The organism is Goekera deserti, from assembly GCF_010685995.1.
GTDB classification, from domain to species: Bacteria; Actinomycetota; Actinomycetes; order Mycobacteriales; family Geodermatophilaceae; genus Goekera; species Goekera deserti.
In genome coordinates this window covers 294635-313469 of record NZ_JAAGWK010000009.1, presented here as the reverse complement: position 1 = coordinate 313469, position 18835 = coordinate 294635, and the positions used below count along the sequence as shown (strand labels likewise).

The following is an 18835-nucleotide window of genomic DNA, read 5'->3' as shown; positions in this document are numbered from 1 at the left end:
GCATGTCCAGCCCCGACCAGCCCGCCGCCACCCCTCCCGCAACCGACCGGCCCGGTGCCGACGCCCGCACGACCGGGCAGCGCGGCGCCACGATCACGCCCTACCGGGACGGCCCGCTGATCGTGCGCGGTGACTTCACGCTGCTGGACCAGGACGGCACCGAGATCGACCCCGGCCGGGAGACGGTCGCGCTGTGCCGCTGCGGCAAGTCCGGGCTCAAGCCGTTCTGCGACGGCACGCACAAGACCGCCGGCTTCCACGCCGGCAGCGCACCCACCCGGCCCCGCCCCGCCGCCGCCATGACCCGCGACGACTGACCTTCCCGGCACTTTCTGTACAGAAAGCCCAGGGGGTGACGCCGGCCGCACCCCACACCGCCGCACATTCTGTACAGAAAGCGCGGGGGGTGACGCCGGCCGCACCCCATACCGCCGCGCTTTCTGTACAGAAAGTGCAGGGGGTGAGGCCGGCCGCAGCCCAGGGGGCTGCGTGCGGGGTCAGGCAGCGACGGCGGGCCGGCCGACCAGGGCCGAGCGGCCCTCGGCCCACGCGCCCAGCAGGTGCTCGGCGGTCAGCGCGTCCAGGGCCAGCGAGCACTGCGCACCGAAGAGCACGTCCCCGGCCAGCTGCGGGTGGTCGGCCACGAACGAGCCGCACATGTCCACCGAGGCGATCTGCTCGTGCACCGCGTCCGCCTCCACGTGCTCGTCGTAGAAGACGGTGGTGCGCTCGTCGTGGCCCAGCCGGCGCAGACCGGCGGAGTAGCGGCGACTCGGCGCCGACGACGTCATCTCCACCGCGGTCAGGTGCCCCAGGCAGGCGCCGCGCCACCGGCGGTGCAGGCCCAGCAGGGACATGGTGTTGACCGCTGAGAAGGCGACCGCCGGGGCGACGTCCCAGAGCGCGCCGTAGCCGGCGTCCAGACCGAGGTCGGTCATGAGACCGGCGAACAGCTGGCTGTGCATGCGCCCCGGCGCGCCGCCGCCGTACTCGTCGGCCTGGATCTCGACCGCCGCGGCCTTCGCCCGGCCGCCGATGCGGGGGATGACCCAGGTGTGCGGGTCGCCCTCCTTGAGGTGGTAGACCGAGCGCACCGTCAGGTACTCCCGCCACTGCTCCGGGGTGCCGCGCTTGGCCATGTGGGCCGAGAGCGAGGGCCCGTCGTCGGCGGCGATGACCGCGGCCAGCTGCTTCTCGATCGGCTCGTCGGTGACCACGAGGTCGTCGACCAGGGCGCGCAGGGCGTCGGTGTGCCGCTGCTCCAGCACCGTCCGCAGGGCGATGAGGTCCGGCCGCCACTCCCAGTCGTCGCTGACGTCGTCGAAGCCGCGGTAGTGCAGCTCGTAGCAGACGGCGAGGGCCAGTTGGAGGTCGTCGTCGGTGAGCACGGCGCGCGCGGAGTGGGTCGCCACCGACACCGTGGCACGGGCCAGGTGCAGGGTGCGGGCGCTGATCGCGGCGCCGGAGACGAGGTCGGTCATGAGCTGGGCGCCGAGCGGACCCCGTGGCGTGGGCAGGTGCATGCCAGGACCATGCCCAGCTGCGAGCAGATCGAACACCGACCGGGTGCACGTCACCCGGTCGCCCTCCACCGGTCGCCTCCGCGCGGGGACGGCGCCCACGCGCGGAGGCAGCTCACTGGCCGGTGATCTGCTGGGCCATCCGGGCCTGCTCCTCCAGCACGTCGCCCATGCGGGCCTGCACGGCGTCCAGCTCGCCGATGATCCCGCTGGTCGCCAGGATGCCGGAGGACACCGACTGGCTCGTGGACTGGATGCTGGCGATCTGCTCGGCCACCTTGCTGGTCGCCCGCGCGGTCTCCCGGGCCAGGTCCTTGACCTCGCTGGCGACGACGGCGAACCCGCGTCCCAGGTCGCCGGCGCGGGCCGCCTCGATGGTGGCGTTGAGGGCCAGCAGGTTCGTCTGGTCGGCGATCGCAGAGATGATCTTGATGACCTCGCCGATCGCGGCCGACGCCGCCCCGAGGGCCTCCACCTGGGTGGTCATCGACGCAGCCTGGCCGACCGCGTTCGCCGCCACGCTCCCGGCGTCCCCGGCGGCCTCGCGGAGCCGGGTCACGGTGTCCAGCAGTCGCCGGGCCTGCTCGGCGTCCTGCTCAGCGCGGCGCAGCATGTCCATCCGCTGGGACACCAGCTGGGCGACGTTGCGCAGCGCCTCGGCACGGGAGGCGGACAGGTCGATCGTCTCGGTGGTGAAGAAGTCCATGGTGCCGATCACGGCGCCGCCGACGACGATCGGGAAGCAGACGCCGGACCGGACGCCGGCCCGCTGCGCCGCCGGTGCCCGGACGCAGTCGGTGAGCTCGGCGAGGTCGCTGACGAACACCAGGTCACGAGCCCGCCAGGCGCGCCCGGAGAGGCCGACGCCCTCGGCGAAGCTCGCGGCCAGGGTGACCTCGCGGAACTCCGCGCCCGCCGAGCCGGACTCCACCTCGAAGCGCAGCACGCCGGCGGCGTCGTCCATGCACCAGTAGGAGCCGTAGGCCCAGCCGAACGCCGTCCGCACCGTCTCCAGCGCCAGGTGCGCGGCCTGGTCCAGGCTGGTCGCCTCCCCGACCCGGCTCACCACGCTCGTGACGGCGAGCCGGTCGTCCAGGGTCTCCTTGAGCTGCGTCCTGTCCAGGGCCGCCTGGCGGGCGTGTGCGGCGACCCGGCCGATGGCCTTCCACTTCTCGCCGCGGCCGCCCTCGAACGGCAGCACCCGGGTGCTGTGGTACTCCTGCAGGGCGGTCACGGTCCCGGCGTGCACGACCGGCAGGAAGCAACCGTGCTGGGCGCCGGCGGCGCGGGCCGCCTGCCACCGCTCGTCGCCCTGGGCGTCGGGGTCGGCGCAGATCTCGGGCTGCATGCTGGTCAGGGCCCGGCCCGGGGTGCCGATGCCGCGGCGCAGCGAGCCGCCGCGCGTCCACGCGGCCCGCATCTGGCCGACCATCGGCCCGGCCTCGGCGCGCAGGGTGAACGACCCGTCGGCGGTGGGCAGCCAGACGGCGCCGTACCCCAGGCCCAGCTCCTCGACGAGGGTGGACACCACCTTGCTGTGCGCGTCCAGCTCACCGGTCACCCCCTGGTCGAGGGCGGCGAGCACACGCTCCAGGGCCTCGACGTCACGGGGCGCGGGGCCGTCCGTGGTGGCCGGGCCGTCCTGGGTGCTGCCGCGTCGCCACATGCCGGTGTCCTCCGAGGTCGCTGGCCCGCCGGTGGCGCGCGCTGGTCTGCCGTTCCCAGGGGTCTCGGGCCCGGCTCCTCCTCCATCGGCAGTCCCGGCGCCCGTCGGACCCGGGCTCTGCCGGAGCGCCCCCAGTCGTCACCGGGGCGGAACGTGTCCGGTGCAGCGGCTTCCTGGCGTGCCGGGATCGGGCCCCGCTCCAGCGGGCCCGGCCCGGGTGCCGAGGAGTCGTCGTGAGTGACCAGCCCGGCCGACGTGCTGGAGGACCTCAACGGCGACACGCTGAGCATCTCCACCGTCGTCGTCTCGATGACCGGTGACGCGCTGGACCACAAGGTGCCGCTGCCGCGCCCGCAGCAGGCGATGGTCGAGCACGCCGGGCGGGTGCTGCAGCCGATCGGGAACACCGCGCCGGACGCGGTGGTGAGCTACTGCGGCGCCGAGCAGGAGTGCGTCCTCGTCGACCGGCACTTCTCGCTGGCCCGGCCCGACCTGCTCGACGCCGGTCGCACGCTGTTCGGCAGCAGGTCGCCCGAGGGCCAGGAGTTCGACGACCACTGCTTCGGCGCCATCCCCGAGTGGGTGCTGGGCGCCATGACGGACACCGAGCGGGAGCTGGTCACGCTCGGCATCGCGGCCGAGACCCGGCACGACGAGGTCGCCCCCGGCTGGTTCGCGATCGCGCCGGTGTCCGAGCGGGGCAACGTCGCCGCCGGCCACCAGCAACTGTGATCAGCACCTCCCAGCGGCTGGCGCAGGAGCACGGCATGGAGTGCCTGTTCCACGAGCCCCTCGAGGGCATCGGGCGAGCACGTCGACTCCTCCCTCGGGAACGCCACCCAGGGCGACCTGCTGCTGCCGGGGGACACCCCGCACCAGAACCTGCCGGTGCTGCCCACCGACCCGGGCGACCGCGTCCGCACCAGCCCGTTCGCCTCCACCGGCAACCGCTTCGAGTTCCGGCTGCTCCGAGGACTGGCAGGTCGGAGCGGAGGCACGCGGGCTGCCGAACCTGCGCACCACGCTGGACGCGCTGCCGGAGCTGGTGTCGGAGTCGGAGTGCGCTCCGCGGCGCGGAAGTGGCGGCGGACACCGCCCCGCTGGACGAGGTGTCCGCGCCGATCGCCGACCTGCGGGCCGGCCTGGCGACGCTGCGGGCGGCGCCGGGCCACCACGGAGCCGACTCGACCCTGGCGCAGGCACAGCAGGCCCGGGACGTGCTGCTGCCGGCGATGGCCACGGTGCGGGCCGCCGACCTGCTGGAGACCCACGTGGCCGACGACCTGCGGCCGCTGCCCTCCTACCAGGACATGCTCGTCGTCCTCTGACGCACACCCCGGACACCCGGCCCCCGACCTCGCCGAGGTCGGGGGCCGTGTGGTCGTGCGGGCCGCGGTGCCGGGGTCAGCCGGCTTCGCGGGCCAGCGGACGGGAGGTGCGCGCCGCACCCGACGGGCGGGCGAGGGTGCGCATCCGGTGCAGGTGCCAGGCGCTGCACTGGGTGCAGCTGGCCACCCAGGTGGCTCGGGGGTGACGCAGGCAGGGATCGGGAGTGGTCATGAGGGTCCTCCGGAGCGAACGGCATGCGATGTGGACACCTCGACGGAGCACGTCGTCGGCCGTCCCCTCCATGGTGGCGCCTCCGGGCCGTGATCGCCGCGGGATGCGATGACGTCCTGGTTACATCCTGACGACGTCGGTACCGGTCCGCGTCCGACCATCCGGGACGGCGGGCGTTGCCCTGCGACCTGGGTCACTCCTACGGTCGGGTCACGCCACCCAGAGGAGCCAGTGTGAAGAAGCTGATCAACGACCCGGCCGACGTGGTCGCCGACGCGCTGCGCGGCATGGACGCCGCCCACCCCGAGCTGCAGGTCGACCACGAGAACAGGGTCGTGTTCCGGGCCGACGCGCCGGTGCGCGGCAAGGTCGGGATCGTGTCCGGTGGCGGTGCCGGGCACGAGCCCATGCACGGCGGGTTCGTGGGGCTGGGGATGCTGGACGCCGCGTGCGCCGGGGAGGTGTTCACCTCCCCGGTACCCGACCAGATGGTCGCCGCGACCCAGGGCGTCGACGGCGGTGCCGGCGTCCTGCACGTGGTGAAGAACTACACCGGCGACGTGATCAACTTCGAGATGGCCGCCGAGCTGGTCGCCGCCGAGTCCGGCACCGAGGTGGTCACCGTCGTCACCGACGACGACGTCGCCGTGCAGGACAGCACCTACACCGCTGGACGGCGCGGCGTCGGGGTGACCGTGCTGCTGGAGAAGCTCGCCGGTGCCGCCGCCGAGGAGGGCCGGCCGCTGGCCGAGGTCGCCGAGGTCGCCCGCCGGGTCAACGGCCAGGGCCGCAGCATGGGCATGGCGCTCACCTCGTGCACCGTCCCGGCCGCGGGCCGCCCGACCTTCGACCTGCCGGAGGGGGAGATGGAGATCGGGGTCGGCATCCACGGCGAGCCCGGACGGCGCCGGGTGCCGCTGGCCCCGGCCCGGGAGGTCGCCGAGATGCTGGTGGAACCGGTGCTGGCCGACCTGGACCTCACCGGCGGCGACGGCGTGATCGCCTTCGTCAACGGCCTGGGCGGCACGCCGCTGATCGAGCTGTACGTGGTCTACGCCGAGGTGCGCGCCGTGCTGGAGAAGGCCGGCGTCGGGGTGGCCCGCTCGCTGGTGGGCTCGTACATGACCAGCCTGGACATGGCCGGCTGCTCGGTGACGCTGCTGCGCGCCGACGAGGAGCTGCTGCGGCTGTGGGACGCCCCCGTGCGCACGCCCGGGCTGCGGTGGGGCGTGTGAGCGCGGTCGGCACCGAGCAGGCCGCGGCCTGGGTACAGGCGTTCGCCGAGCGGGTCGCCGAGCAGCGCGACCACCTGACCGAGCTGGACTCGGCGATCGGCGACGCCGACCACGGCACCAACCTCGACCGCGGGATGACCGCGGCACTGGCCGGGCTGCAGGCCACGCCGCCGGCGGACGCGGCGGCGCTGCTGAAGGCCGTGGCGATGACGATGATCAGCAAGGTGGGCGGCACCAGCGGGCCGCTCTACGGCACCTTCTTCCTGCGCATGTCCACCGCGCTGGGCGACGGCCGCCCGGCCGAGGTGGCCGCGGCGTTCCGGGCCGGGGTGGACGGCGTCGTCGCCCGCGGCAAGGCCGAGCCCGGGGACAAGACCATGGTGGACGCGCTGCTGCCGGCCGCCGAGGCGCTGACCGACGCGGTCGGGGCCGGGGAACCGCTGGACGCCGCGCTGCGCTCGGCGGCCGAGGCCGCTGCCCGCGGCCGGGATGCGGTCACCGCCTCGGTCGCGCGCAAGGGCCGGGCGAGCTACCTGGGCGAGCGCAGCGCCGGCCACGTCGACCCGGGTGCCGCCTCGGCGGTGCTGCTGGTCGAGTCCGCCGCCGCGCTGGCCGGGGGCTGAGCGGTGGGCGTCGAGGGCACGGTGGGGATCGTCGTCGTCTCGCACAGCCGGCCGCTGGCCGAGGCGGCGGTCGCGCTGGCCCGGCAGATGCTGCCGGGCCGGGAGCTGGCTGTCGAGGTCGCCGCCGGCACCGACGACGGCGGGCTGGGCACCGACGCCGTCGCGGTGTCCGAGGCGATCACGGCGGCCGACTCCGGTGCCGGCGTGGTGGTGCTGATGGACCTGGGCAGCGCGGTGCTGTCGGCGGACACCGCCCTGGAGCTGCTGGACGACGACCTGCGGGCCCGGGTGGTGCTGAGCCCGGCACCGTTCGTCGAGGGCCTGGTGGGCGCGGTGGTGGTCGCCGCCGGGGGAGCGGACCGCGACCGGGTGGCCGCCGAGGCGCTGCGCGGGCTGGCCCCCAAGCAGGCGCACCTGGGCGCTCCCGGCTGAGCGCGCCGGGGCGGCCGCTGCGCTGCGGCCGCCCCTCGGCCGCCGTCAGTGGTGCGCGTGGACGACGGCGTGCCCCCGGCCCCGGGCGATCAGTGCCCGGTTCACCGGGACGGTGGCGAGGAACGCCACCGCCAGCGCGACCGCCAGCGAGCCCCAGAACAGCGGTGAGGTCACGCCGGACTCCATGGCACCGGGCACGGCGAGCATCACGGCGTTGTCGACGATCTCCATGACGGTGATCGACAGCGTGTCCGCGGCGAGCGCGACCCGCACCGCCGCGCGCAGCGGCAGGCCCGAGCGCAGCACCGGCGCGATGGTCAGCGCGTAGCCGAACGCGAACGCCAGCCCGACCGCGAGCGCGATCGTCGCACCGTCCGACCAGCCCCAGGCCGTGCCCAGCACCATGCCGAGCACCTCGCCGACGGCGCACCCGGTGAGGCAGTGCAGCGTCGCGCTGACCGCCAGCCGGGTCAGCGCTCGCCGCGCCGCCGGGCTGCCCGGGTCGACGTCCTGGTCGACGTCGTGGTCGCCGTGGTGGACGCCGTGGTGGTGCTCGTGCGTGGTCATCCCTGGTCCCTCCGCCTGCCGTGCGGCCGCCGTGGCCGGGGAGCGGGTGCTCCCGGGGGGACGAACGCCGTACCCCCGGGGGGTATGCCCGACATCGTGGGGGACGGGCCAGGGGACCGGGACCGCGCCGCCGCGCAGGCCCGACGTGGTGCGCGGCCGGGGCCGGTGCGGCACGGTCCCGGCGCACCGGGGCGTGCCGGGTCAGGGCTGCCGGCGGCCCTCCTGCTCGGCGTAGGTGTCGAGCAGCCGACCCGGATGCCGGTCAGCCGGCCCTCGCGTCCGGCCCGGACGGCTCGCGCTGGATCTTCTACGCCAACGTGCCGATCGGCGTGCTGGCGCTCGTGCTCACGCTGCGGCTGCTGCCCCGGCGGAGCGCCGGCGGCCACCGGTCTATCGGCGTCCCGAGCGTGCTGCTGGGTTCCGGGGCACTGCCGCTGCTGCTCCTCCTGGTGCAGGCGGAGTCCGATGGCCTGACCCGGCTCCGGTGCTGCTTCCCGGTGGGGGTCGTGCTGCTCAGCGGCTCCGTGCTGTGGGAGCGACGCGTGGTGGCGGCCGACCGGGTGCCGGCGTTCGACCCCCGGCTGCTCACCCGCACCCGCGGCCACGTGCCCGGCGTCGCACCGGGCGTCGCCGCGCGAGTCACGGTCGTCGCGGCGACGAAGCAGCGCCAGTGGACGCCGCCACGGCCGTCTCGTGCCGAGGACCATCGCCGACGCGAGTTGCGCCACCACGCCCCGGCCTGCGCGGACAGCCGGTCAGAGAGCCTGCGCCAGCCCGACGACGATGCCCTCGGGGCCGCGCACGTAGCAGAGCCGGTAGCTGTCCTCGAACTGCACGACCTCCCCGACCAGTTCCGCGCCGCCGGCCAGCAGGCGTTCCACCGTCGCGTCCACGTCGTCGACGGCGAACATGGCGCGGCGGGTACCGAGCGTGTTCGCCGGTGGCCTCTCGGGCTGGGAGCGGATCGCCTCCGGCGCGCGGAAGTGGACGAGTTCCACACCGCCGAGCCCGTCCGGGGTGCGCAGCATCGCGACGTCCTGGTCGACGCCCTCCAGACCGATGACCCGCTCGACCCAGGAGCCGTTCAGGGTCTGGCTGCCGGCCAGCTGCAGACCCAGCCGGGTGAAGAACTCGACGGCGCCGGTGAGGTCCTCGACGACGATGAGGACGTTGTCCAGGCGCAGCACGGTCACGGGCCGACCGTAGCCAGGTGACACCCGCCCGGTCGACCCGCCGGCGGGAATGGCCCGGGCCCGACGTGGTTCTGCGGTGTGCAGCCGGGCCGCGGGCCGTCTACATGAGCCCGGGCTCGGTCACCGAGCGGCCCACTTCTACGCAGCCCCCTACACCGCCGACGACCGCACGGGTCCCGGTGGCGGGCTGCTCGCCGAGGGGGAGGACATCGAGGTCCTGGAGGTGGCCTTCGACGAGGCACTGGCCATGGACCGTGACGGCCGCATCGCCGACGGCAAGACGAACATGCTCCTGCAGTGGGCCGCGCTGGACGGTCCGTTCCGCCGGGACGCCGTGACCCCCACCTGACGGCCGGCACGGCGCAGCCCCCGCCAGGGAGGCCCTGGCGAGGGCTGCGTGGACGTGCCGGTCGAGCGGTGGGACTCAGATGTCGTAGTACATCGCGAACTCGTGCGGGTGCGGGCGCAGGCGGATCGGGTCGATCTCGTTGACCCGCTTGTACTCGATCCACGTCTCGATCAGGTCGGGGGTGAACACCCCGCCGTCGAGCAGGTACTCGTGGTCGACCTCGAGCCGGTCGAGCACCGCGTCCAGGCTGGCCGGCACCTTGGCGATGTCGGCGGCCTCCTCGGGCGGCAGCTCGTAGAGGTCCTTGTCGACCGGGGCCGGCGGCTCGATCCGGTTCTTCACGCCGTCCAGGCCGGCCATCAGCATCGCCGAGAACGCCAGGTACGGGTTCGCCGACGGGTCGGGGACGCGGAACTCGATGCGCTTGGCCTTGGGGCTGTCGCCGGAGATCGGGATGCGGCAGCAGGCCGAGCGGTTGCGCGCGGAGTAGACCAGGTTGATCGGCGCCTCGTAGCCGGGCACCAGGCGGTGGTAGCTGTTCACCGTCGGGTTGGTGAAGGCCAGCAGCGAGGGCGCGTGCTTGAGCAGGCCACCGATGTAGTGCCGCGCGGTGTCCGACAGGCCGCCGTAGCCGGTCTCGGCGTGGAACAGCGGCTCGCCGTTCTTCCACAGGCTCTGGTGGCAGTGCATGCCCGAGCCGTTGTCGCCGAACAGCGGCTTGGGCATGAACGTGGCGCTCTTGCCGGCGGCCCAGGCGGTGTTCTTCACGATGTACTTGAACAGCATCAGGCTGTCGGCCGAGCGCAGCAGCGTGTCGAACTTGTAGTTGATCTCGGCCTGGCCGCCGGTGCCCACCTCGTGGTGGCCACGCTCCAGCTCCAGCCCGGCGCTGGCCAGGTTGAGCATCATCGTCGAGCGCAGGTCGCTCTGGTGGTCGTAGGGCTCGACCGGGAAGTACCCGCCCTTGGGCCGGGTCTTGTAGCCCAGGTTGGGGCCGCCGTTCTCGCCGGTCAACGAGCCGGTGTTCCACGAGCCCTCGACCGCGTCGATGTGGTAGTAGCCCTCGTTGATCGCCGTGTTGTGGCGGACCGAGTCGAAGACGTAGAACTCGGCCTCCGGGCCGAAGTAGGCGGTGTCGGCGATGCCCGAGCTGGCCAGGTAGGCCTCGGCCTTCTTCGCCACGTTGCGCGGGTCGCGGCTGTAGGCCTCGCGCGTGATCGGGTCGTGGATGAAGAAGTTGACGTTCAGCGTCTTGTGGATGCGGAACGGGTCGAGGTAGGCGCTGCTGGCGTCGGGCAGCAGCAGCATGTCCGACTCGTTGATCGCCTGGAAGCCGCGGATGGAGGAACCGTCGAAGCCCAGTCCGTCTGCGAACGTGTCCTCCCCGAAGGTCTCCGCGGGGATGGTGAAGTGCTGCATGACGCCGGGGAGGTCGCAGAAGCGGACGTCGACGAACTTGACGTCGTTGTCGCGCACGTACGCAGCGACCTCGTCGGGGCTGTTGAACATCGATCCTCCGGATGTGGACGGACGGTTGGCACGGAAGCTACGAGCGGGCAGTTGCTCTTGGGTGACTCCGGTGTTTCGTCCCGGTAACGCCGCCCCCGGCGTGTCGGCCGGGCCCGTGACGCGCGGCGCGCCCCGCAGGTGCTCCGGGACCCTCCTACGCTGGCTGGCATGGACGGGGACGAGCGCTCACCCTCTCAGGCCGACCCACAGCGCCGCGCGCGTGGTGCGGGCCTGGGCCTACCGGCCGACGGCCCGGGGTCGCTGGCCGGGTTCGGGCCGAGGATCGGGGCCTTCCTCGTCGACGCCATCGCCTCGGCCCTGGCGGCGGGTGCCTTCACCGCCCCGGACCTGCCGGGCAACTGGAGCCTGGTGACCTTCGCGGTCATCACCGTGGTGTCGCTGGTGTGGCTGGGACAGACCCCCGGCATGCGGTTGTTCGGCTTCCGGCTGGCGCACCCCCGCCAGGGCGCGCGGCTGGCGCTGTGGCGGGCCGTCGTGCGCACCGGGCTGCTGATCCTGCTCGTGCCGGCCCTGCTGGTCGACGCCGACGGGCGCGGCCTGCACGACCGCATCTCCGGCACCGCCGTCATCCGCGACTAGCGGCGGCGGACCTGCCGCTGGCTGATCGACATCTGCTTGCCGCCGGGCAGCGGACCGCCGGGGATCGGCATCTTCGGGCCGCCGAGGGCGCTCATCCGCCGTCCCAGCGCGTTGACCTCGCCGGCGCTGAGGTTGCGCGGCAGCTTCATCACGTGGCTGCTGAGCTTCTTGAGGGGGACCTGGCCCTCCTCGTCGCCGACGCTGACGTCGTAGATCGGGGTCTCCCCGACGACGCGGGCGATCTTCTTCTTCTCCTGGGCGATCAGGCCGCGCACCCGCTGCGGGGAGCCCTCGCCGACCAGCACGATCCCGGGCCGGCCGAGCACCCGGTGCACCGAGTCCAGCTGCGGCGTGCCGGCGACGGCGGTGCTGACCCGCCAGTCACCCCGCATGCCCTCCAGCACCCACGCGGCCGCACCCGGCTGCCCGTCGACCTGCCGGTAGGCCGACCCCTGCGCCCGCCGGCCGAAGACGACCAGCGCGGCCAGCAGACCGACCATGATCGCCAGCGGCAGGAGCAGCAGCGGGGAGTCCAGCAGCACCGCGATCAGCTCGACGACGGCGAACGCGACGACGAAGGTGATCAGCAGGTACCAGGGCAGCTTGCGGTCGTTCTTGTACGTGAGGGTGTACGCCTGCCGGATCTGCCCGAAGGTGGTCTTGATCCGCTTGATCCGCCCCACCTTGGGCTTGCCGTCCTTGCCCAGCTTCGGCGCCTTGGCGGGCTTGCCGGCCTTCTGCTCACCGCGGCCCGCGGCACCCTTGCCGGCCGCCGTCGCGCCGGCCGCCGTGGCCCCCTTGCGGCCGGGGGACGCCCCGCCGGGGCCGGTGCCGGCCGTGCCGGCGGGTGCGGAGGAGTCTGAGGACTTGCTGCGGGCCATGCCCACAGGATAGGCACCCCGCACCACCGACGGAGCCGGGCACACGGCCCGCGACCGGCCGGTCAGCGACCGGCGGTGAGTCCCCGCGCCTCGGCGGCCTGCTGGTAGAGGCGGCCGGCCCGGTAGGAGCTGCGCACCAGCGGACCGGCGAGCACACCGGGGTAGCCCATCCGCTCGGCGTCGGCTGCGAACCCGACGAACTCCTCGGGCTTCACCCACCGGACGACGGGGTGGTGCCGCGGCGAGGGGCGCAGGTACTGGGTGATGGTCAGCAGGTCGCAGCCGGCGTCGCGCAGGGCCTGCATGGTCTCCACGACCTCCTCCGGCTCCTCGCCCATGCCCAGGATCAGGTTGGACTTGGTGACCAGGCCGGCCTCCCGGGCCGCGGTGATCACCGCGAGCGACCGCTCGAAGCGGAAGCCGGGCCGGATGCGCTTGAAGATGCGCGGCACGGTCTCGACGTTGTGCGCCAGCACCTCCGGCCGGGAGGAGAACACCTCGGCCAGCTGGTCGGGGTCGGCGTTGAAGTCGGGGATGAGCAGCTCGACGCCGCAGCCGGGCACCGCGGCGTGGATCTGGCGCACCGTCTCGGCGTACAGCCACGCCCCGCCGTCGGGCAGGTCGTCCCGGGCGACGCCGGTGATCGTCGCGTACCGCAGCGACATGGTGGCCACGCTCTCGGCCACCCGGCGCGGCTCGTCGGTGTCGTAGTCGGCGGGCTTGCCCGTGTCGATCTGGCAGAAGTCGCAGCGCCGGGTGCACTGGTCGCCACCGATGAGGAACGTCGCCTCCCGGTCCTCCCAGCACTCGTAGATGTTGGGGCAGCCGGCCTCCTCGCACACCGTGTGCAGGCCCTCGCGGCGCACCAGCGACTTCAGCTCGGTGTACTCCGGGCCGGTGCGCAGCCGGGTCTTGATCCAGTCCGGCTTGCGCTCGATCGGGGTCTGCGCGTTGCGCACCTCCAACCGCAGCAGCTTCCGGCCGGCCGGCTCGATCGGGGACGTCGCAGTCGGGTTCGTCGCCGTCTCGCTCATGCCTGCACGGTACTCCCGGGGGGTGACGTGCCCGGACGTGCAGCAGGGGCGGCCCCGGTGGTCCCGGGGCCGCCCCTGCGCAGGCCCCGTCCAGAGGCTCGCCCTGAGCTTGCGAAGGGTGAGGAGGACGGGGTCCTCCATCAGGCCTGGTGCTTGCCGCCCTGCGCGTCGGGCAGGACGCCGCGGTTGGCCACCGGGGTGCCGGCCGGCCCGAGGTCGGCCTCGGTGTCGTTGGTCGCGTCGGTGGTCGGCGACCCACCGCTGGCGCCCTCGACGACGTCGCCGGCCGGGCCGGCGGTGCTGGTGGTCAGCGTCTCGTCGTTGGGCGTGGAGCTGCCGGGCTCGGCGGCGTTGCGACCGCCGGGCTCGCCGCCCAGCTGGTCGGTCCAGGTGCCGAGGTCGCTGTCCGGCGGCATGGCGTCACCGGGGGCGGTCTCGGCGGCGGACACGGTCTTGCCCGAGGACTGCGGGGTGTCGGTGCCGCCGGCCGGGCGGGGGGTGCTGGGCATGGGGTCCTCTCGGTAGCTGGGCACCGGGCCGTTGCCGGCCGGTGCGGGAGTCCAGGAGTCGTCGGAGGTGCGGCTGCGCCAGAACACGACGCCGCCGGCGAGCACGGCCAGGACGGCGAGCACCCAGGGCCACCGGCGGGGGGCCGGCTCGGGCTCGACGCCGATGCGCTTCTTGATGGAGTGCGCGGTGGAGGCGGCGACCGCGTCGAACTGCTTGCGGCTCTCCGCCGCTCGGGCCCGGGCCAGCTCGGCGTTGGCGAGCGCCAGCGCCCTGGCCTGCTGGGAGCTCTTCTCCGCCTGCTTGCGGGCCTTCGCACCGCTGACGGCGGCCTGCTTGCGTGCCTTCTCGGCGCTCGCGGCCGCCTGCTTGCGGGCCTTCTCGGTGCTGGCGAGCACCTCGCTGCGGGCGGTCTCGACCCCGCTGGCGAGCACCTCGCGGGTGGCCGCCACCCGGGGGGCGGCGTAGGCGAGCGCGGCGGCCTGCGCGGCGCTGGCCCGGGGACCGGCGGCGTCGCGGGCGTTCTCGAACTGCTCGACGGCGGCGACCAGGCCGGCGTCGACGGCCTTCTGCGCGGCCTCCAGCCGGGGCGCCGCAGCGGTGCGGGCGGTGTCGATCCGCGGGGCGAGGGCGTCGATCGCCGCCTCCACCCGCGGTGCGACGGCGGTCGTGGCGGCGACGAGGCCGGCGTCGATCGCCTTCTGGGCTGCCTCCAGGCGCGGGGTGGCGGCCTCCCGGGCGGCGTCGACCCGCGGGGCGAGCGCGTCCTTCGCGGAGCTGATGACCGGTGCGGCTGCCGCGACGGCGGCGGCGACCCGGGGGCCGGTGGCCTCGCGGGCCGCCTCCACGGCAGGGGCCAACTGCTCCGCGGTGGCACGGCCGGCCTCGGTGAACGCCGAACCGATGTGGCTGAAGCCCTCGGCCAGCTCGGCGCCGATGACCTCGGCGTGACTCTTCCTGCGGAACACTGCATGCACCTCCGGGTAGATCGTCCTGGTGATCCATCCTGCCCGGTCCCGGCCACGAGCACACCCCGAGGGTCTCCCCGGCGCCGCTGGTCGGGGCCCGTCGGGCGGGCGGTGCCGCGGGCCGGTCGCCTAGCGTCGGGCCCGTGGACCTCAGGATCTTCACCGAACCCCAGATGGGCGCGACCTACGACGACCTCCTCGCCGTCGCCCGGCGCACGGAGGAGACCGGCTTCGACGCCTTCTTCCGTTCCGACCACTACCTGACCATGGGCGGGGACGGGCTCCCCGGCCCGACCGACGCGTGGCTGACCCTGGCGGGGCTCGCGCGGGAGACCAGCCGCATCCGCCTGGGCACGCTGATGACCGCGGCCACCTTCCGGCTGCCCGGGCCGCTGGCGATCTCGGTGGCCCAGGTCGACCAGATGAGCGGCGGCCGGGTGGAGCTCGGGCTCGGTTCCGGTTGGTTCGACGACGAGCACAGCGCCTACGGCATCCCGTTCCCGCCGCTGGGGGAGCGCTTCGACCGCTTCGAGGAGCAGCTGGCGCTGATCACCGGCATGTGGACGACGCCGGTGGGCAGCACGTACGACTTCGCCGGCGAGCACTACCGCGTGAGCCGGTCGCCGGCCCTGCCCAAACCGGTGCAGGCCGGCGGCGTCCCGATCCTGGTCGGCGGCCGGGGGAAGGTCCGCACGCCCCGGCTCGCCGCCCGGTACGCCGCGGAGTTCAACGTGCCGTTCGCCTCGGCCGCGGACAACGCCCAGCTGTTCGACCGGGTGCGGTCGGCCTGCACCGAGGCCGGCCGCGACCCGTCGTCGGTGGTGTACAGCTCGGCGCTGGTGCTCTGCGTCGGCCGGGACGACGCCGAGGTGGCCCGCCGGGCGGCGGCGATCGGCCGGGACCCCGAGGAGCTCCGGGCCGACGGCGTCGCCGGGTCGCCGGCGCAGGCGGTGGACACCCTGGGCCGGTTCGCCGAGGCGGGTGCGAGCCGGGTCTACCTGCAGGTGCTCGACCTCGCCGACCTGGACCACCTGGACCTGGTCGCCGCCGAGGTGGCTCCCCAGCTGACATGACGGAGGCGGTCCGCCGGTCGCGCGCGCTACCCTCTGGGCGTGACCGGCGGACTGCTCCTTGCACGGCCGTGCTGACCTGACCTGCTCAGGCTGCACGGCGACCCCTCCTGCGTGAGGGGTTTTTTCATGTCCGCCTCCGGTACGTCGATCCAGGAGCACCAGCGATGAGCCAGCCCACCGACCAGTCGACCCCCGCAGCCACCGGCGACGGCGTGCCCGCGCACCGCTACACCGCGGCGCTGGCGCAGCAGATCGAGCTCGCCTGGCAGGACCGGTGGGAGGCCGAGGGCACCTTCCACACGCCGAACCCGACCGGCCGGCTGTCCGCGGGCTTCGAGCGGGTGGCCGATCGGCCCAAGGCCTTCGTGATGGACATGTTCCCGTACCCCTCGGGTGCGGGGCTGCACGTCGGGCACCCGCTGGGCTACCTGGGCACCGACGTCACCAGCCGGTTCCTGCGGATGGACGGGCACAACGTGCTGCACCCGATGGGCTACGACGCGTTCGGGCTGCCGGCCGAGCAGTACGCCGTGCAGACCGGGCAGCACCCGCGGGTCACCACCGAGGCCAACATCGCCGCCATCGCCGCGCAGCTGCGCCGGCTGGGGGTCGACCACGACCAGCGGCGCACCTTCGCCACGATCGACCCCGGCTACTACCGGTGGACGCAGTGGATCTTCACCCGGCTGTTCGAGGCCTGGTTCGACCCCGAGCAGGACAGGGCCCGGCCCATCGCCGAGCTGGTCGCCGAGCTGGACGCCGGCACCCGCAGCCCGGCGCCCGGCACCGACGACAGCGGCCTGCCGTGGGCGGAGCTGGACCGGGTGCAGCGCCGCCGGGTGGTCGACGCGCACCGGCTGGCCTACCTGAACCAGGCGCCGGTGAACTGGTGCCCGGGCCTGGGCACGGTGCTGTCCAACGAGGAGGTCACCGCCGACGGCCGCTCCGAGCGGGGCAACTTCCCGGTGTTCCGGCGGCCGCTGACCCAGTGGATGATGCGGATCACCGCCTACGCCGAGCGGCTGCTGACCGACCTGGACCGGCTGGACTGGTCGGAGTCGCTGAAGCTGATGCAGCGCAACTGGATCGGCCGCTCCACCGGCGCGCGGATCCGCTTCGCCTCCTCCGGCGAGCCCGTGGAGGTGTTCACCACCCGCCCGGACACGCTGTTCGGGGCCACCTACCTGGTGCTGGCCCCGGAGCACCCGCTGGTGGGCTCGCTGACCGCGGCGGCCTGGCCGGCCGACGTCGACCCCCGGTGGACCGGTGGGGCGGCCACCCCGGGTGAGGCGGTCGCCGCCTACCAGCGGCAGGCCTCGCGCCGCTCGGAGCTGGACCGGCAGGCCGAGGGCCGGGAGAAGACCGGAGTGTGGCTGGGCACCACCGCGGTGAACCCGGTGAACGGCGCCCGGCTGCCGGTGTTCATCGCCGACTACGTGCTGACCGGCTACGGCACCGGCGCCATCATGGCGGTGCCCGGTGAGGACACCCGCGACTTCGAGTTCGCCGAGGCCTTCGGCCTGCCCGTGGTGCGCACCGTGCAGCCGCCGGCGGACTTCGCCGGTGGTGCCTACACCGGGCCCGGCTCGATGATCAACTCGTCCAACGAGGAGATCTCGCTGGACGGGCTGGGCAAGGCCGAGGCGATCGCCGCCGTCACCGGGTGGCTGGTGGCGCACGGGCACGGCGAGGCGACGACCACCTACAAGCTGCGCGACTGGCTGTTCAGCCGGCAGCGCTACTGGGGCGAGCCGTTCCCGATCGTCTACGACGCCGACGACCTGCCGGTCGCCGTCCCGGAGTCGATGCTGCCGGTGCTGCTGCCGGAGGTCGACGACTACTCGCCGACGACCTTCGCCGACGACGACGCCACCTCGGCCCCGGAGCCGCCGCTGTCCCGGGCGACCGAGTGGACGACGGTGACACTGGACCTGGGTGACGGCCCGCAGCAGTACCGGCGCGAGACGAACACCATGCCCAACTGGGCGGGGTCGTGCTGGTACCACCTGCGCTACCTGGACCCCGCCGACGACGAGCAGCTGGTCGACCCGGAGCTGGAGCGCTACTGGCTGGGCCCGCGGTCGGCCGGCGACACCGGCGGCGTCGACCTGTACGTCGGCGGGGTGGAGCACGCGGTGCTGCACCTGCTGTACGCGCGCTTCTGGCACAAGGTGCTGTTCGACCTGGGGTACGTCTCCAGCGAGGAGCCGTTCCGCCGGCTGGTCAACCAGGGCTACATCTCCGCGTTCGCCTACACCGACGACCGCGGCTTCCACGTGCCCGCCGCCGACGTGGTGGAGCGGGACGGCCAGTACCTGTACGAGGGCCGCCCGGTCACCCGCGAGTACGGGAAGATGGGCAAGAGCCTGAAGAACGTCGTCACGCCCGACGAGATGATCGAGGCGTACGGCGTGGACACGTTCCGGGTCTACGAGATGTCGACCGGGCCGCTGGACCAGTCCCGCCCGTGGGAGACCAAGGCCGCGGTCGGCTCCCAGCGGCTGCTGCAGCGCATCTGGCGGGTGGTGGTCGACGAGGTCACCGGCGCCGTCCGGGTGGCCGACGACGTGCAGCCGGACGACGACACGTCCCGTGCGCTGAACCGGGCCGTCGACGGCGTGCGCGAGGGGATGGGCTCGCTGCGGTTCAACGTGGCCATCGCCCGGATCACCGAGCTGACCAACCACCTGACCCAGGCTTACGCCGGGGAGCGGCCGGTGCCCCGGGCGGTCGCGGAGGGCCTGGTGCTGCTGGTCGCTCCGCTGGCACCGCACCTGGCCGAGGAGCTGTGGTCCCGGCTGGGTCACCCGGAGTCGGTGGCCTGGGCGTCGTTCCCGCACGCCGAGCAGCGCTGGCTGGTCGACGACACCGTGCAGATCGTGGTCCAGGTCAACGGCAAGGTGCGTGCCCAGGTGGCCGTCCCCGCCGACGCGGACGCGGCTGCCCTGGAGGCGGCTGCGCGCGCCGACGAGCGGATCGCCGGGCTGCTGGACGGCGCCACCGTGCGCCGGGTGGTCGCCGTGCCGGGGCGGCTGGTCAACTTCGTGCTCTGAAGGAGGACCCCGCTGCCCCCCACGCCACGCTCCGCGCGACGAGGGGCCCGGCAGCGGGGCCGGGG

The 18835-nt window shown here is 74.0% G+C and carries 19 protein-coding genes and 1 pseudogene; 11 read left to right on the top strand and 9 right to left on the bottom strand.

The genetic code is table 11. The features are described from left to right. The first annotated feature begins 2 nt into the window (after positions 1–2). Positions 3–317, top strand: coding sequence for a CDGSH iron-sulfur domain-containing protein (locus tag G1H19_RS05855; RefSeq protein WP_152728628.1), 315 nt, complete (start codon positions 3–5; stop codon positions 315–317). A 180-nt stretch (positions 318–497) separates the two neighbouring features. Here the strand turns inward: G1H19_RS05855 and G1H19_RS05850 are convergent, their stop codons facing one another. Then, the gene (locus G1H19_RS05850; protein WP_152728630.1) at positions 498–1523 is read right to left on the bottom strand and encodes an iron-containing redox enzyme family protein; all 1026 of its coding nucleotides are present in this window, start codon (positions 1521–1523) and stop codon (positions 498–500) included. A gap of 112 nt (positions 1524–1635) precedes the next feature. Next, entirely contained in the window at positions 1636–3186 is a 1551-nt protein-coding gene (locus tag G1H19_RS24415; protein WP_152728632.1) for a methyl-accepting chemotaxis protein, read from the bottom strand. Positions 3187–3423: 237 nt separating this feature from the next. Between G1H19_RS24415 and G1H19_RS22530 the strand changes: the two genes are divergently transcribed. The 3 genes and pseudogenes from G1H19_RS22530 (at position 3424) to G1H19_RS22525 (ending at position 4514) form a co-directional block, all read left to right on the top strand. Beyond that, on the top strand, positions 3424–3918 hold the full coding sequence (locus G1H19_RS22530) for a glutamine synthetase III family protein (protein ID WP_193616478.1): 495 nt from the start codon (positions 3424–3426) through the stop codon (positions 3916–3918). A 40-nt stretch (positions 3919–3958) separates the two neighbouring features. Then, a pseudogene (locus tag G1H19_RS24850) lies at positions 3959–4201 on the top strand (hypothetical protein); the annotation flags it as partial. A gap of 64 nt (positions 4202–4265) precedes the next feature. Continuing rightward, a complete protein-coding gene (locus G1H19_RS22525) occupies positions 4266–4514 on the top strand; it encodes a hypothetical protein (protein ID WP_193616479.1) in 249 nt (82 codons plus the stop codon). Between the two features lie 76 nt (positions 4515–4590). Here the strand turns inward: G1H19_RS22525 and G1H19_RS05835 are convergent, their stop codons facing one another. Further along, positions 4591–4746, bottom strand: coding sequence for a hypothetical protein (locus G1H19_RS05835; RefSeq protein WP_162392581.1), 156 nt, complete (start codon positions 4744–4746; stop codon positions 4591–4593). 233 nt (positions 4747–4979) lie between these two features. Here G1H19_RS05835 and dhaK point away from each other — a divergent pair, with 233 nt between their 5' ends. From dhaK to dhaM, 3 genes are read left to right on the top strand one after another with little or no spacing between them, the layout of a single operon-like run. Beyond that, the gene (gene dhaK, locus G1H19_RS05830; protein WP_162392580.1) at positions 4980–5981 is read left to right on the top strand and encodes a dihydroxyacetone kinase subunit DhaK; all 1002 of its coding nucleotides are present in this window, start codon (positions 4980–4982) and stop codon (positions 5979–5981) included. Next, complete coding sequence (gene dhaL / locus G1H19_RS05825) at positions 5978–6604, top strand: dihydroxyacetone kinase subunit DhaL (RefSeq protein ID WP_162392579.1); 627 nt, start codon at positions 5978–5980, stop codon at positions 6602–6604. Before dhaK ends, dhaL begins: the two co-directional genes overlap by 4 nt. Before the next feature lie 3 nt (positions 6605–6607). Beyond that, positions 6608–7036, top strand: a complete 429-nt coding sequence (gene dhaM / locus G1H19_RS05820) for a dihydroxyacetone kinase phosphoryl donor subunit DhaM (protein WP_174278015.1) — start codon at positions 6608–6610, stop codon at positions 7034–7036. Between the two features lie 45 nt (positions 7037–7081). Here the strand turns inward: dhaM and G1H19_RS05815 are convergent, their stop codons facing one another. Both G1H19_RS05815 and G1H19_RS05810 read right to left on the bottom strand, forming a co-directional pair. After that, positions 7082–7603 carry a DUF4396 domain-containing protein gene (locus G1H19_RS05815; protein ID WP_152728634.1) on the bottom strand — a complete coding sequence of 174 codons (522 nt, stop codon included), beginning with the start codon at positions 7601–7603 and terminating at the stop codon, positions 7082–7084. 755 nt (positions 7604–8358) lie between these two features. Further along, the gene (locus G1H19_RS05810) at positions 8359–8796 is read right to left on the bottom strand and encodes a VOC family protein (protein ID WP_174278014.1); all 438 of its coding nucleotides are present in this window, start codon (positions 8794–8796) and stop codon (positions 8359–8361) included. Between the two features lie 76 nt (positions 8797–8872). Between G1H19_RS05810 and G1H19_RS05805 the strand changes: the two genes are divergently transcribed. Beyond that, complete coding sequence (locus tag G1H19_RS05805) at positions 8873–9145, top strand: NUDIX hydrolase (RefSeq protein ID WP_202925833.1); 273 nt, start codon at positions 8873–8875, stop codon at positions 9143–9145. Between the two features lie 75 nt (positions 9146–9220). On the opposite strand, the gene glnA is transcribed toward G1H19_RS05805, so the two are convergent. Beyond that, positions 9221–10654, bottom strand: coding sequence for a type I glutamate--ammonia ligase (glnA, locus tag G1H19_RS05800; RefSeq protein WP_152728635.1), 1434 nt, complete (start codon positions 10652–10654; stop codon positions 9221–9223). A 168-nt stretch (positions 10655–10822) separates the two neighbouring features. On the opposite strand from glnA, the gene G1H19_RS05795 reads away from it, so the two are divergent. Beyond that, positions 10823–11254 (top strand): RDD family protein, encoded by a 432-nt coding sequence (locus G1H19_RS05795; protein WP_152728637.1) that lies wholly within the window; start codon positions 10823–10825, stop codon positions 11252–11254. On the opposite strand, the gene G1H19_RS05790 is transcribed toward G1H19_RS05795, so the two are convergent. The 3 genes from G1H19_RS05790 to G1H19_RS05780 form a co-directional block, all read right to left on the bottom strand. Then, complete coding sequence (locus tag G1H19_RS05790; RefSeq protein WP_152728639.1) at positions 11251–12135, bottom strand: DUF4191 domain-containing protein; 885 nt, start codon at positions 12133–12135, stop codon at positions 11251–11253. The two genes, G1H19_RS05795 and G1H19_RS05790, sit on opposite strands and share 4 nt — an antisense overlap. A gap of 62 nt (positions 12136–12197) precedes the next feature. After that, complete coding sequence (gene lipA / locus G1H19_RS05785; RefSeq protein WP_152728641.1) at positions 12198–13169, bottom strand: lipoyl synthase; 972 nt, start codon at positions 13167–13169, stop codon at positions 12198–12200. 140 nt (positions 13170–13309) lie between these two features. Further along, positions 13310–14644, bottom strand: coding sequence for a hypothetical protein (locus G1H19_RS05780; RefSeq protein ID WP_152728643.1), 1335 nt, complete (start codon positions 14642–14644; stop codon positions 13310–13312). A gap of 143 nt (positions 14645–14787) precedes the next feature. On the opposite strand from G1H19_RS05780, the gene G1H19_RS05775 reads away from it, so the two are divergent. Continuing rightward, on the top strand, positions 14788–15717 hold the full coding sequence (locus G1H19_RS05775; protein WP_162392578.1) for an LLM class F420-dependent oxidoreductase: 930 nt from the start codon (positions 14788–14790) through the stop codon (positions 15715–15717). A 164-nt stretch (positions 15718–15881) separates the two neighbouring features. After that, the gene (gene leuS / locus G1H19_RS05770; RefSeq protein ID WP_152728645.1) at positions 15882–18770 is read left to right on the top strand and encodes a leucine--tRNA ligase; all 2889 of its coding nucleotides are present in this window, start codon (positions 15882–15884) and stop codon (positions 18768–18770) included. Positions 18771–18835: the final 65 nt, after the last annotated feature.